The 14,945-nt window shown below is 42.7% G+C and carries 11 protein-coding genes; 6 read left to right on the top strand and 5 right to left on the bottom strand.

Features of this window, described 5'->3' with window-relative positions:
• Window positions 1–357: 357 nt before the first annotated feature.
• Window positions 358–810, top strand: a complete 453-nt coding sequence (locus tag RTP55_RS03340) for a hypothetical protein (RefSeq protein WP_312384196.1) — start codon at window positions 358–360, stop codon at window positions 808–810.
• A 94-nt stretch (window positions 811–904) separates the two neighbouring features.
• On the top strand, window positions 905–1,888 hold the full coding sequence (gene ruvB, locus RTP55_RS03335) for a Holliday junction branch migration DNA helicase RuvB (RefSeq protein WP_062331309.1): 984 nt from the start codon (window positions 905–907) through the stop codon (window positions 1,886–1,888).
• Between the two features lie 72 nt (window positions 1,889–1,960).
• On the opposite strand, the gene RTP55_RS03330 is transcribed toward ruvB, so the two are convergent.
• Window positions 1,961–6,241, bottom strand: a complete 4,281-nt coding sequence (locus tag RTP55_RS03330; protein WP_312384193.1) for a beta strand repeat-containing protein — start codon at window positions 6,239–6,241, stop codon at window positions 1,961–1,963.
• Between the two features lie 345 nt (window positions 6,242–6,586).
• Here RTP55_RS03330 and RTP55_RS03325 point away from each other — a divergent pair, with 345 nt between their 5' ends.
• From RTP55_RS03325 to rnt, 3 genes are all read left to right on the top strand, one after another.
• The gene (locus RTP55_RS03325) at window positions 6,587–8,197 is read left to right on the top strand and encodes a hypothetical protein (RefSeq protein WP_312384190.1); all 1,611 of its coding nucleotides are present in this window, start codon (window positions 6,587–6,589) and stop codon (window positions 8,195–8,197) included.
• A 190-nt stretch (window positions 8,198–8,387) separates the two neighbouring features.
• Window positions 8,388–9,470, top strand: a complete 1,083-nt coding sequence (gene pyrC / locus RTP55_RS03320) for a dihydroorotase (RefSeq protein ID WP_312384187.1) — start codon at window positions 8,388–8,390, stop codon at window positions 9,468–9,470.
• A gap of 44 nt (window positions 9,471–9,514) precedes the next feature.
• Window positions 9,515–10,243 (top strand): ribonuclease T, encoded by a 729-nt coding sequence (rnt, locus tag RTP55_RS03315; RefSeq protein ID WP_312384183.1) that lies wholly within the window; start codon window positions 9,515–9,517, stop codon window positions 10,241–10,243.
• Window positions 10,244–10,311: 68 nt separating this feature from the next.
• On the opposite strand, the gene RTP55_RS03310 is transcribed toward rnt, so the two are convergent.
• The 4 genes from RTP55_RS03310 to RTP55_RS03295 form a co-directional block, all read right to left on the bottom strand.
• Window positions 10,312–11,541, bottom strand: coding sequence for an SEL1-like repeat protein (locus RTP55_RS03310; protein ID WP_312384180.1), 1,230 nt, complete (start codon window positions 11,539–11,541; stop codon window positions 10,312–10,314).
• A 188-nt stretch (window positions 11,542–11,729) separates the two neighbouring features.
• A complete protein-coding gene (locus tag RTP55_RS03305) occupies window positions 11,730–12,359 on the bottom strand; it encodes a 3-oxoacid CoA-transferase subunit B (RefSeq protein WP_138017959.1) in 630 nt (209 codons plus the stop codon).
• Window positions 12,360–12,376: 17 nt separating this feature from the next.
• The gene (locus RTP55_RS03300) at window positions 12,377–13,084 is read right to left on the bottom strand and encodes a CoA transferase subunit A (RefSeq protein ID WP_007114900.1); all 708 of its coding nucleotides are present in this window, start codon (window positions 13,082–13,084) and stop codon (window positions 12,377–12,379) included.
• 260 nt (window positions 13,085–13,344) lie between these two features.
• On the bottom strand, window positions 13,345–13,980 hold the full coding sequence (locus tag RTP55_RS03295) for an FxsA family protein (RefSeq protein ID WP_312384174.1): 636 nt from the start codon (window positions 13,978–13,980) through the stop codon (window positions 13,345–13,347).
• 244 nt (window positions 13,981–14,224) lie between these two features.
• On the opposite strand from RTP55_RS03295, the gene ruvC reads away from it, so the two are divergent.
• Window positions 14,225–14,827, top strand: coding sequence for a crossover junction endodeoxyribonuclease RuvC (ruvC, locus tag RTP55_RS03290; RefSeq protein ID WP_312384172.1), 603 nt, complete (start codon window positions 14,225–14,227; stop codon window positions 14,825–14,827).
• Window positions 14,828–14,945: the final 118 nt, after the last annotated feature.

The raw sequence follows: 14,945 nt of genomic DNA, 5'->3' as shown, positions 1-14,945 counted from the left end.
TTATAGCAAATAAAGCCAAAAGCAAGTATGATTAAAGCCATTGATGAACATTAAACTTTAAGTAGTCAAAAAAAGTTAAAGTATTTAACAAGTGCTTAAATAATTTTTGCGGTTTTGGGTTAAATTTTTGCGTGCTGACCCCATTAAAAGCAGAATAATTTAGCCTTTAACATTTTGAATGTCTTTGAATATTAACCCCAAATACCAAAAAATGTTATTAAAAGTTGTTAAAAGTTACTATAAACGTCGGTGCTAACATTGCTGAGTGAAAATTGGCTGATTGAGAACTGGTAGATGAGTTGGGTTGTTAGCTTATAAAGATGGCATGATAAAAGGAATAAAATAACGATGGACTTCATGAATATTTCGTTGGTAGGCATTTTAACCAGTCTAGCCATGGGCGGTACGTTGCCCGATGATAGCAAAACCCAACAGCAAGTGGCGCAAGTGTCGACGCATATTTTGCCAAATATCGCAGGACAGTGGCAGCTGCGACTTGATAAAACCGACGCTGCGCAGCCAAGTTGTCAAGAGCGGTATAATTTTGGGCGCGATCAACAGTTTATCGGTTCAAGCGGTCAGGAATTTACGTACGGCAAATATTTGTACGCTGACACAGGCGATGGTTTGCCTGCACTAGCGATTCAGACCCAATATGATAACAATGCAACAGACTGTTCTGGCAATCGCGTTGACCAGACCGGCGATATTTTGGTTGCTTATGTCAAACAGCAAGGCGAGCAAATGCAGTGGTGCAAGGATAGTAAAGGCACCCGATGTGATATGACATTGTACCGTGTGTTGCCTTAATTTTTTTTACTTTTTCTCTCTATATCCCATAGCACTTGCAAGATTTGCCAGTGCTATTATCCTCGTTAAAACTTGCAACTAGTGTCAAATACTTATGATTCCACCTTTTTCAAGTGCCAATTCGCAGCAACGTCTGATTAGTCCGATGGGGCGCTCAGAAGACCAAAATGACAATAATATCCGTCCAGCGTTGCTCGCTGAATATATCGGTCAGCCTGTGGTCAAAGAACAAATGGGCGTGTTTATCAACGCCGCATTATCGAGAAAAGAAGCGCTCGACCATACATTGATATTTGGACCGCCTGGACTGGGCAAAACCACACTCGCCAACATTATCGCCCGTGAGATGGGCGGTAATTTGCGCTCAACGTCTGGTCCTGTGCTTGAACGCGCGGGTGATTTGGCAGCGATGCTGACCAATCTAGAGCCGGGTGATGTGCTGTTTATTGATGAGATTCACCGGTTAAGTCCGATGATTGAAGAAATCTTGTATCCTGCGATGGAAGATTTTCAGCTTGATATTATGATTGGCGAAGGACCTGCTGCACGCTCCATAAAGCTTGATTTGCCGCCTTTTACTTTGGTGGCTGCGACCACGCGAGCAGGTTTGTTGACCTCGCCACTGCGCGATAGATTTGGTATTGTACAGCGATTGGAGTTTTATAATGTGGAGGACTTAACGACCATTGTCACAAGGTCGGCTGGATTGCTTAACGTGCCTATGACCAAAGAAGGGGCAGTGGAAGTCGCTAGACGGTCGCGCGGTACACCGCGTATTGCCAATCGGTTGCTACGCCGCGTACGCGACTATGCCCAAGTTAAAGGCGATGGCACCGTCACCGCTGAAATTGCCCATAGCGCACTCGATATGCTGGCAGTTGATAAACGCGGGCTTGATAATCTTGATAGACGTTATCTTGAGATGTTAGAAGAGCGTTTTAATGGCGGACCTGCGGGGGTTGAGTCGATTGCGGCGGCTTTGGCAGAAGATAGAGGCACGCTTGAAGATGTGATTGAGCCGTATCTGATTCAGCAAGGCTATATTGTACGCACCGCACGGGGGCGGATGTTGACTTAATCTTTTGAATTTTTGTAGTGACAAACAAAAACCCCTTACATTGTGTAAGGGGTTTTTACTAATTTAATAGGGTTATTTATAAGGTGTTACACACACATTATAACCAGAACCACTGTCTATTGGATTGATAACCGCGCCATCAGCAAAGGGACTACGCCAGTTTGGACGAATAGTAAAATCGGTGATATCTGTTACTAGTACTGGGAATTCAAATTTTGAACGCTGCTGTACATATTCAGTCCCATCGACTTTAGTAGTGACACGCACATTTGCGGTAAACCAGTTGGCGGTGTCTTTGGCATAGCGTAGTTTGATGTCAAGCTTACCTGTGGCATCGGTGGTTAACGTCGCTGTGCCATCTTGCGTTAGTACGCTACCATCGCCACCTAAAATAGCGACTGGATTAAATGGGTCTAGTTTACCATTGGTGTTGGTGTCTTCGCCACTATCCAGAATGTTGTTAAGGTTGAGGTCTTCAGCACGACAGGTAATATCTTCAATCTTGGTCGGTATGATGCCAAGGGTTTTGCTAAAGTCTCGGTAAGCACGCATACCCCAAGCGACTGCATTGCCAGAGGCATCTGTAGCGGCATAGAACTCGCCACCACGGTAGTAGTCAGGAATCACAGAAACAGAGACAGGTTGATTCACCACAGGTTTACCAGTGCTGTTAACCACATAAATAGAGCCATTCATGATGTAGTATACTTGATCATCGCTTGAGGCAACTTTATCAGAGAAGCTTACCCCAATCGATGCGGCTTGATTTTGTACCGTGAGTGTTTTGGTAGCAGTTTTTGGCGAGTTAATCAGCATATCAGTATTGCCAACGCGTACGGCTTTGACATCACTCTTGATTTGTACGGCATCGACTGCGGTGGGCACTTTACCTGCATAGTAGCGGATAGTTGCAAGACCAGTTTCATCAGTGAGCACGTAGGCATTACTAATTCTGCCGCCTGAAGCATCTTTGACAAGTGAGAACTCAACAATCGCGTTTTTGATAGGACGATCTAGGCTATCTTTGACGGTTGCTGTAACTTTGGCTTCACCATTGGTATTAACAATCGTGATGTCAGAGTTTAAGAAGAATTTATCTACGTTTCTGGAAATAAAGCTAATATTATCACTGAGTAATGGCTTAGCTTGTTCATCTTCAACTGTCAATACTGCATTACCTGGGACACCTGAGGTAAGGTTGAACACAGCTTTCCCATCACTGACATCCGCTGATATACGCGTACCTGTCTGACTACCAACAGTGAGTTGTCCTTTGGTGGTTGATAAATATACTTTAGTAATGCCAGCAACTTTTGGGGTATTGACAGTAATCGTATAAGGCTGATCAACCAATGCTTCATTATCGACTGTATTAATCCCATTTTGGCTAACAGTGATGGTGGTGGTATTTGGAGTAAGCTTGGTCAAAGTATAAAGATTGCTAAATACTTGATAACTCGCTGGGTTAGCTTGATTACTTACACGAACTGCTAAGTTGATTTTACCACTGGCATCGGCGCCTAACTGCGAAACAGTCTTGGTAACACTATAGGTACCTGCCGCATTGGTAACGGCTGTCTCAATAACAGTCGTTGGGTCATCTTTGTTAAACAATTCGATGGTGGTATTAGCGATGGCTTTTTGGGTGCCATCAAGTAGCGTGCCTGTCAGTGTCACATTGTCAGTTGGCAATACAGAGGTTTGCGAAGCAGTAGCATTTTGAATCACTGTACCTGATACTGCAATATCTAGTGTCTGCTCTTCGGCTTGGTAATTGCCATCATTGACAATTACTTTTACTTTAGCATCATGGTTAAGTCTGGATAACAAGCCTATATCGCTTTGTTTAAGTGTGACAACGACATTGCCGCTGCTATCAGTAGTTAAGGATGACGTTTTATCAAAAGATAAACCATAGCTAACACCGTTATCCAAGATTTGTAGATATACAGGAACATTCGCTTTGATACCACCTTTAGTATCAGTGACATGAATCGTTAGAGTCATTTCATCACTGCCAGTAGTCAAGCTATCTTTTGACTTGTTGACAAAGAATTGATAAGCAGGGGTATTGGCATTGCTTGTTGCGCTGCGGACGGTAGTAGTACCCACAGACACACCAGATTGGGCAGTGACGACTAAACCATTTTGTAAAGCAGTCGTTGCCTTGGTAATGTCCTTGATTTCAACTTCAATGGTTGCTTCACCATTGGCGTTGGTATTGACAACTGCACCTGTGTTATTGACCAAGCCAGAATCCGTTGGGACTTTGAAGCTGACTTGCGCATTTGGCACGACAGCCCCATTTTTATCCATCGCAAGTGCTGTGACTTTGACTTTTGAGCCAAAAGCCAATTGAATTGCTGAATCACTGGTTAATAGTAATGTATTGACGCTATTTGCCGTAATGGCTCCTTGGGTTCTTAAGGTTACCGTTGAGCTAGTGATAGCACCGGCAGTTGCTTTAAATGATAGACCACTAGTTTGTAGATAATATTTTTGATCTGGGGTAAGCGCACCGACTTTGAAGGTTAATACCGCTTCACCATTGGCATCGGTGGTTGCCTGAAGAGGGGTGGTATTAGTTATACCCGTTGCAGTTGCCGAATCCAATAGCGTAAAGCTGACAGGCATGTTCGCTAAGCTAACGTTATTTGTATCTCTTACTTGCGCGGTTACATTGATGGTGTCGCCAGTGTTGGTTGTCAATGTGTCCTTGTCTGTAACTAAATTAACTTTAGCGATATCTGCAACAGTTGCTACTTTAATAGATTTTAAAGTAACGGCAGTAGCGGTCTTAGCGTTTGAAGATGCATTTACCGTAAAGCCTTCAGCTAGTTTAGCTTTTTGGGCTGTGGTCAAAGAAGCGTTGACAGCAAAAGTCATCACTGCTTGGCCTGAACCATTCGTATTAGGAGAAGAACTGGCTATGGTTAGTCCATAATCAGCGAGTGTGGGATAACTAAATGCGACAGGTGCATTGCTAACAGGTCTGCCATCTTTACCAAGCGTTGTTGCGGTTATACTAAACTGAGCGTTAGGCGCTAAAGAGATTGTATCAACGCTCGGGGTTAAGCTAATTGAGTTTACTAAACTTTCAGCTGTTTCATTTTTAGCCGTCAAGCTTGCTTGGGCAAATTTACCATTAGAAGATGCATTAACGGTGAAGCCTTCGATTAATTTAGCTTTTTGAGCAGTAGTCAGTGAGTTTACTGTGAAAGTAACAGTAGCTTGACCAGATCCATTCGTAGTTGCCGAAGAATTTGCTACCGTCAGTCCGTATTCTGCAAGTGTTGGATAAGTGAAGGCAATAGGCGCATTACCAATAGGTTTGTTGTCTTTATCATTAGTCGTTACAGTTAATGTGAATGTTGAACCAGTAGTTAAGGGAATAGAGTCCACATTAGGGGTTAGAATAATAGAGTTAACTAAGCTTTCAGCGGTAACCGAACCACTATTGGTATCAAGGTTATCAACACCTTTAAAGGTTGGTCTATTTGACGCTTTTAAATCAATATCTCTATCAATAAAGGCATCAACTTGGAAACCATTTTTTAGATCTTCTCTTTTATCTAAAGACATGACTTGCAAAGTAATTGTAGCAATACCTCTATCATCAGTATTTACAGTAGAGCCAGAAAGATTATAAATACCTAAACTTGGTAAATTTGATAAATCAAAAGTAACAGGTACATTTTTTAAAGCGCCGCCTTTACTGTCAGCGACAAATGCACTTACTGTAATTTGCGTACCTACCTCAAGTTTGAAGTTTGCATTGGAGGGAGAAAGCATAAGTGAACGGGCATCGTTAATAACATTAGTTATTTCAGTAGATATAGAGGGTGCAGCACCAGTTAAGCTAATTGTTCCATTCGTAATGGCTTGCTTGGTATTGGTTGGTTTCACACTAATTGAAAGTTTATCACTGTTTGCTTTTAAATAAGCGGTTGCTTTTGCCAAATCTTTAATTTGCAGTTCAATCGCTGCTTCACCATTGGCATTGGTGGTAATAGGTGTTGGTGTAATGACATAGATTCCGCTTGTCGCTGGGTCTGGAATGGTTGCATCGACAATTACACCTTCTACAGGTTTACCACTTTTTAACGCATTAGCAATAATTGTAAACTTTTCGTCTTGTTTAAGAATGAAAGTATCAAAAGATTTGGTGATAGTGATACTATCAACATCTTTAACATTAGTAGTGGGAGTTGTGGTACCCCCATTACTTTGACCTGGCTTCGAAGGCGGGGGCAATGTATCATTACCGCCACCACCGCCACAACCAGCGAGGGCAAGTGCGGTCGTCAATGCAGAGAGTTGAAAGGATTTGATTAGGTTGGTAGAGATAGCCATAAAGTTATCCTAGAGAAAGTAAGTAAGGCTGCTAAATAAATCGAGAGAGATAAATAGAATCAGAAAAAATTACCAATTTTTCGATGAGCAGAAAATGTTACTTGATTGATGCTAAAATATAATTTTTGATGCTATCTACTTTACTAAGTTTGCACAAAAGTTACAACAAATTCTAATCATAATTTGATGAATTTAATCGAATTGAAATTATAAATTATCAACAAGATTTCTAAATTGAAGGCTGTTTTTTTAGAGCAGGTGTAAAAAAGTTGTCACGAATCTACAATATTGCTAAAAATTAACTACTCATCCCAATGCCCAAAAATGTAAACTAAGTGATAAAGTATGCTGTCAAACAACCTTTCAACGCCTTGTAATATCATTGACCATATATCGCTATATCATTTTTGGGCAAACACTCTGCCGCCATTGCTACCGATAGTCGCAGATGGGTCACACGTATCAATTTGTTATCTAAAAAAAGTAGTGCCTGAGCTATCAAAAGTCGTGCTTTATCAGTTGTCGGCAAAAATTCAGCAAAATCCGTCGTTGACCCATCGAACTTTGCCGCAGGTAACAGATAAAAATAGTTTTATCCCCGAAATTTTCACTGGTTTAGTTACAAAAAATTTGACTGAAAACGGCATTAATTTTGTAACTCTAAAACAACTGTCTAAAAAAAGCCCATTAATTTTTGCGCAGTGGTTTGATGATGAAACCCAAAAAAACGTTATTGCCGGCGTGCTACTGGAAAAAACCCATCTGCCCTTAGATAAGCTGTTAACTATTTGGCAAACCATCACTGCATTGGCGTCGATAAATTTGGCAGATATAATAAGTTTGCTACAAAACACCATAGACTCAGCGCAGATTACTGAGTGGCTTGTGATGCAGCCGGTTTTTTTTATGTCGCCAGAAGATACGGGGCTGATAAATGCACTGGGTTTTAGGCGTGCTGTCAGTTTTCAAGCAGTACAACAACAGCAATTAAAATGGTCAAAAATTCAAAATGTTGCGGACTTGCCTGCCTATCAACAGCATATTGTCCAGCAAATGACTATTTATAAAGCGTCCAATTTTTTTAACATTGCACCAATAACCATCCCGCAGGCTCACTTTAATCAACAGGTGATTTCAAAAGGCAATCGTCAAATAAGTAAAGCGGTGACGTCAAACGCACAAACAGCCAGCAGTATTTTTGCCAAACCGCAAGTTCGCAAACCCGCTGATTGGATAGATAAGCTACAAAAAAATTGGATTGCGACCGCCACCGTATTATCTGTCACCGTTTTTGGCGGGGCAGGCGCGTTGGTGAGCGTCAAAGATAAGCCCGCCGCCACCCAACCCTCAGCAAAAATGTCAGTGGCACATCCGGTTTATCACGATGTGGCGATAGTAAAAGTCGCCTCTGTAGCGGCTAAGACTAATCCGATTACAATGACTGAGCGTGGCAAAAAAGCAGCTATCTCTGAACTACAAGAGAATAATAAACCACGAGATAATCACAAATCACAAGATAATAAGCATTCAGCGCAAGCTGAAAAAGCACGAGATACGAAAAAATCCGACACAAAGCAGCCTAACAAAGAGCGCAAAAAAACAACTAGCCCTGATTTTGGCAATGACTCTAACCTTGATTCTAGCCCTAACTCTAGAAATAATGCTAAAACAGATAACAAAAAAGCTAACTTAATGACCAAAGGCGACAAGAAACCCTCTGAAAAAGCTGCTAGCGCCAGCAAAAAATCAGCTGCTAACGATAAAACTGTAAAACAAAAATCGCCACAAAAAGCGCAGAAAGCCTCATCAACAACAACCGCCACTGACAAAAAATCCGCTAAAAAGCCTGACAAAAAAGCAAATAACACGATGGATAATAAGGCAGATGACAAAGCGAATAACAAAGTAAACAATAACGCGAATAAAAAACCTAGCAATAAATCCAAAACCCATTAATACCGGCATAAAAACTAACTGGCATAAAAACGACATAAACTGACGTATTATTTGTCAGATTACTTGGCTTACGAATATTTTCATGTCGTTTTTTGCCTAAAACTGCTATGATGCACAAGTTTTTCAACGCTTCAGTTATCGGTTTTTGACGTTGTTTTTTAAGGCACTCTCAAAACTGTTCGAGGAAATCATGAGCGCAGCGACTGCATCTATCAATACTTTTACTATTACTGCCCCTGATGACTGGCATATTCATTTACGGGACGGGCAGGCGCTTGCCACGACGGTGCCACATGCTGCGGCCAATTTTCGCCGCGCCATTTGTATGCCAAATTTGGTGCCGCCCGTCAAAACAGCCGCTGATGCTATCGCTTATCGTGAGCGTATTTTGGCGCGAGTGCCCAATGACAGTATCTCCCAGCAATTTGAGCCATTGATGACGCTTTACTTGACCGAGTCACTGACGGCAGAAGACATCGAAGCCGCCGTTAATTCAGGGGTAGTAAAAGCAGTCAAGTTATATCCTGCAGGTGCGACCACCAATTCTGCGGATGGCGTGAGCCATATCAATCATTGCACCGATGTATTTGCCAAGATGGAAGCGTTGGGTTTGCCGCTGTTGGTTCATGGCGAAGTGACGCACCATCATATTGATATTTTCGACCGTGAAAAACGCTTTATTGATGAAGTGATGGTCAATCTCATTGATAAATTTCCAAAATTAAAAATCGTCTTTGAGCATATCACCACCAGTGATGCCGCTGACTTTGTGTTGTCACAGGGCAAAAATGTCGCAGCGACGATTACCCCGCAGCATTTACTGTTTAATCGTAATCACCTGCTGGTGGGCGGGATTAAACCGCATTTTTATTGCTTGCCGATTTTAAAACGCCAAAGTCACCAAAAAGTATTACTTGATGTGGCAACCAGTGGTAATCCCAAATTCTTTATTGGCACTGACTCTGCGCCCCATGCGACGCATACCAAAGAAAATGCTTGCGGTTGTGCAGGCTGTTATAGCGCATCGATTGCGCTGCCCTTGTATGCGCAAGCCTTTGACAGCGTGGGCAAACTTGATAAGTTAGAAGGCTTTACCAGTATTCACGGGGCAAAATTTTATGGCTTACCTATCAATAGTGATAAAGTGACCTTGGTGCGTGAAGCCTGGCAAGTCCCCGAGCATTATCCTTATCTTGACGGTAAAGATTTGACCCCGCTGATGGCTGGGCAAACGCTGGACTGGAAAGTGATGCCATTTAATTTAGCAGTATGATTGTTCACCCTTTATTTTTCTGTTTTTTTTCCGCAAGGTAACGTATGACCGCCACAACTGAACCCATGACTATTGCCAACCGTTTTCGCAATTACTTGCCCGTGGTGGTGGATGTAGAGACAGCAGGGTTCAATCCAAAAACCGATGCCTTGCTTGAGATTGCCTGTATTCCAATTTTGATGGATGATACCGGGCGTTTTTACCCAGGTGAGGCGGTCAATGCCCATATTGAGCCGTTTGAAGGGGCAAATCTTGAAGCGCGTGCCCTGCAATTCACCGGCATCAATCCCCACAGCCCGATGCGAAAAGCCATTGCCGAAGATGAAAAAACCGCCATTCGCCGTATTTTTAAATATTTAAAAACGGTGCGTCAATCGACCCAATGTACCAAATGTATTTTGGTGGGGCATAATGCGCATTTTGACTTGGGCTTTTTAAATGCTTTAATTGAGCGTACCAATAGCAAAAATCAAAGCCAATTTCACCAGTTCTCCGTGTTAGATACCGTCACCTTATCCGCGCTTGCGTTTGGGCAAACGGTACTGGCGAGAGCGTGCAAACTCGCTGGACTAGAATTTGATGGTAATGAAGCGCATTCTGCCTTATATGACACCCAAAAAACGGCTGAATTGTTTTGTTATATCTTAAACAATTATCCGCTGCTGACGCCAAACTTAGCGAGCGATGAGCCTAATGATGAGGAGCGTGATGAGCGTCAGCATAGCGATGATGAGGGTGCACTAGTGTCATCTGATGACCCAAATGATGGCTAAATTTTTTGGTAGTGATTTGGATGTATAACCTTAATTTAACATACAAATCACAGCATTCATCCAAATCTTTAAACTTTAACTGCCACAAATATCAGTATCATGAATATAATCAGCGCCGCAGTCGCAAGCGTCATTTTTTTGCCATAGCTAGTATCCTCGCGTTGGGTTTGCTTGAGTAATGACAGGGTGGCAATACCTTGTGAAATTCGTATGGCATCAGGGTGACCATGTGCCGCAGCCAGCTCTAGCCAGTATTTGCCCATCTCTCTATCTTGCTCGACCCCATGTCCTGCATAGTAGAGTTTACTGAGTAATTTCTCCGCGCGATTGTCTTGTTGCGAGGCTGCTTGTTGCAACAATAGCAAAGCTTGTTGGGAGTTTTGAGAAATCTTGAGTAAGTGATTGCCTTCAAATAGCCACAGCGCTCGACGCAGCAATGCATCAGCAAGACCATTCTCGGCAAATTCATCAATTAATTGTACGGCTTTTGCCAAATTGTCTGCTGATATAGTGTTTTCGACTATATTTTCTGCTGCTACATTGTCTTCGAGTACATTATTTTCTAATGCATTGATTTCTAATAAATTATTTTCCGATGCATTGCCACTTGATTGCGCTGTTTGAATCAGTGCAACCGCTTTTTCATACATTGTTCGGCTTTGTTCTGCCATGTCTGAATCAAGCCATTGAATGGTCTGCAAATCCTGTGTAAGCTCGCCAAAAATCGCATGTTTATTGACCACTGCCTGTGATTCGGCAATGGATTTACGCTGATTGAGCAGTCCTTCATGCAGTGTGGGATTGAGTAGCGCGGCTTCAACTTCTGCCTTATAGCGGGCGATTTCATGTGCTTGGCGTTGCTGTTCTTGTTGTTGTTTTTGCTGTTCAATCTGTTTGGCTTGGGCCCTTGCTTGCGCAATGATTTGGCGATTTAAGCGTGTTTTTAATGGGATTTTGCTGGTTAGCGATTGAGAAGTAAGGGGGTTGTTGAGCGAAGTGGGCGGCATAGATGACGCCGTTTGTTGAGCCATGTGCACAGGTTTATCAGTAGCAGGGGTGACATTCTCTGATACCGCTTCATGATAATTGCGCTTATCCATCATATTGGGTGCATCAATCACCGGGGTGATTTGCATCACTGTTTGGCTAAAATCTGGCACCTCGGTAAAGTCAAACCGATAAATTTGCGGCAATACCACGCCGTCATCGGCAGCCATCTCATTGGGATATTTACGATCAATCAGCGGATTGTCTTCATCGGTGATAAATTTGGGATGAGAGAAGCGAGATGCAATCATGGTGTTGGATAAATGTTGATAGTGATGTCATTATAGAGGACAAATAAGCGAAAGTAAAAAAGCCAAAATCATAAAAAAACCATAAAAAAGGACAGCATCACTGTCCTTTATTATTGTCTTTTTCCACTGTCCTTTTAATGGCAATTTAACGCTGACTTGATTGTAATAGCGCTGTTATTTTGCAGGTGTTATTGGGCAATGGTTACAGGCGTTTTTGATTGTAATTCTTCAAACGTGACACCGTCTGCCAGTTCAACCAGTTTTAAACCGTTATCGGTCACATCCATGATGGCTAAATCAGAGATGATACGATTCACCACTTTTTTGCCTGTCAGGGGGAGCGTACATTCAGCCAATATTTTTGGCTCACCATGTTTGTTGGTATGTTCCATCAATACAATGACGCGTTGAACGCCTGCGACCAAGTCCATGGCGCCGCCCATGCCTTTAACCATCTTGCCAGGAATCATCCAATTGGCAAGATCGCCACTGTCTGAAACTTCCATCGCCCCTAAGATGGCAAGGTTGACTTTGCCGCCACGAATCATGGCAAATGATTGTGAGCTTGAAAAAAAGCTCGCACCAGTCGCTGTGGTGACGGTTTGCTTGCCCGCATTGATTAAATCTGGGTCAACTTTATCGGGTGTTGGGAATTCATCAATCCCAAGCAGCCCATTTTCTGATTGTAGCCAAACGTTGACGCCTTCTGGAATATAGTTCGCCACTAAGGTTGGTAAACCGATACCTAGATTGACATAAAAGCCGTCCTGTAGTTCTTTAGCGGCTCTTTGTGCCATTTGTTCACGAGTCCATGCCATGGTAATCTCCTTATATCCTAGTTTGTCTGTTCTTTGGTCGTCACTTTTTCGATGCGTTTTTCTGGGTTGGCATTGACCACGATGCGATGCACATAAATACCCGGCAAATGAATTTGGTCAGGGTCTAGCTCACCAGTTTCCACCAATTGCTCAACTTCGACAATGGTAACTTTACCTGCAGTGGCGACATCTGGGTTAAAGTTACGCGCCGTTTTATTGAACATCAAGTTGCCCGCTTTATCGGCTTTTTGGGCTTTGACCAGTGCCACATCAGCGACTAATGAGCGCTCAAGGATATATTGACGACCGTCAAATTCACGCTCTTCTTTACCTTCAGCAATTTGGGTGCCTACGCCAGTGGCGGTAAAAAACGCAGGGATGCCCGCACCCCCTGCACGCAATTTTTCTGCCAGCGTCCCTTGTGGGGTCAATTCCACTTCCAATTCACCCGATAAAAACTGACGTTCGAATTCTTTGTTTTCACCCACATACGACGCAATCATTTTTTTGACTTGGCGAGTCTCTAGCAATAATCCTAAACCAAAACCATCGACACCAGCGTTATTGCTGATACAGGTCAAATCTTTAACGCCGCTATCTCGCAAGGCTTCAATCAAAGCTTCGGGAATACCACACAGACCAAAACCACCCACCGCAATCGTTTGTCCATCTTTGATGACGCCTTCAAGTGCCGCAGCTGCGCTGTCATATACTTTGCTGGTCATACATTCACTCCTTGTCGCTAACCAATGTTGTTAATATCATTTACCAAAAATAAAAATCACGCTCAAACCTAAGAATTCTAAAACGAAACAGATTGTATCATTATAGAATTTATATAACAAATTTTGTCTTAAGTAAATCACATTGCATGAATTTTTGCAAAAAGTAAACCCAGTTTTTCGCAAAAATAGGGGATAAAAAAAGGCATACTAGGGATGCCTTAAATTTATTAATGTTTAATAGTCAATTTTTTATCCATCTTCTAGTCATCATTGGCAGAGCGGGTGATGCGTTTGGCGTTCGAGTTGACCGTTTTGGCTTGTCCGTCAATGGTCGTGCCAAATTTACCGCCGTTGTTATTTTTGCCACCAAAGCCCCCAAATGGACTTTGTCCGCCCATACCGCCAAATGGATTTTGACCACCAAACGGGTTTTGTCCACCCATGCCGCCAAGACCCCCTAAGCCACCCATTTTTGAGGGATCCATACCGCCCATTTTGCTTGCCATCATTTGCATCAATTTTTCTGGGTTTTTAGTGGCATAGTCTTTGGCAAAGGCTTTAAACTTATTTTGTACCGCGGGTAATAACACAATAAGTGCCGCAATATCACTTAAAATACCTGGCAGTACCAACAAGATACCTGCCACCGCAAAAGCAATCGCTTTAACCACGGAATTTTCATTGGGACGCATGGCAGGGTTAAGCATGGCAGCTTGCGCTTGTCCAGCCATCGGTTTTAAGGTGGCTATGCCTTTTTTAATGAGTGCGGCACCCACAAAGCCAGCCACGACAAACCACAAAAACACCCACCAGCCACTGACAAATTGTGCGATTAGATACCAAACCAACATCTCAATAATCAACCAGACAATGGCAATCCCAGCTATATTTCCCATGAAAATACGATTCCTAAATTGTGAATAAACTATAAAGAACAAACGATGAATCATTAACCAATGCAATAATGATGGGGGTAATGCATAAAACTATCAAATAGTTTTTTGAAATTCAGCAATTTTTTCGTTAAATTTTTGATAAATGCTATAATTTGACTTCGTTTTTAGCTTCGATATTTTTAGCTTTGACTGCATTTTTAGCAAAATTGTTTTGTGGGTATCTTTTTTTGTACGAGCATCTTTTATGAGTATCTTTATTGGTATTGACCCAGGCTCACGTCTGACAGGCTATGGCATCATTCGGTTGAGCGGGGATAAACTTGAACATTTGGATGCAGGCACGATTCATGCTTACAGCCAAGGGGAAACCATGCCCGAGCGGCTCAAGCGGATATTTGATGGGATTAGCCGTATCGTTGAGCATTATCAAAAATACACCAATGAACCCATGACCGCTGCCATCGAGCAAGTATTTATGGCATCAAACCCCGATACCGCGCTCAAGCTTGGGCAGGCGCGGGGTGCAGCGATTGCCGCTATGGTTGCTAAAGATTTGCAAGTAGCTGAATATACCGCACGGCAAATCAAACAAGCGGTATGTGGCTATGGCGCGGCAGACAAAGAGCAGATTCAGCTTATGGTGATGCGCTTGTTGAGCCTTGAGATACAGCCGCAAGCGGATGCGGCAGATGGCTTGGCGTGTGCGATTTGTCATGCCTATCATAGTCAGACACTGAATAAATTGCTCAGTGGGGCAGCGGTAATCGCTGGTCAAAGCGCAGGTGGACGCTCAAAGAAAAAAGGGCGCTGGCGCTTGACCGAAGTTGATTTGGGTAATTTAAGTTAAAAGGCAGAGGGTAAACGAATCTCAAGAAAATTTTTATATCCAACAAGGCTTTTGACGGGTTTAGACTTCTTTGTCAGCACAAAAATCGCTACAATGGCATCTTTTGAAAATTGAACAC

The organism is Moraxella sp. CTOTU47579, assembly GCF_032004885.1.
Lineage (GTDB): Bacteria > Pseudomonadota > Gammaproteobacteria > Pseudomonadales > Moraxellaceae > Faucicola > Faucicola tetraodonis.
This window is presented reverse-complemented; position numbering and strand designations above follow the sequence as displayed.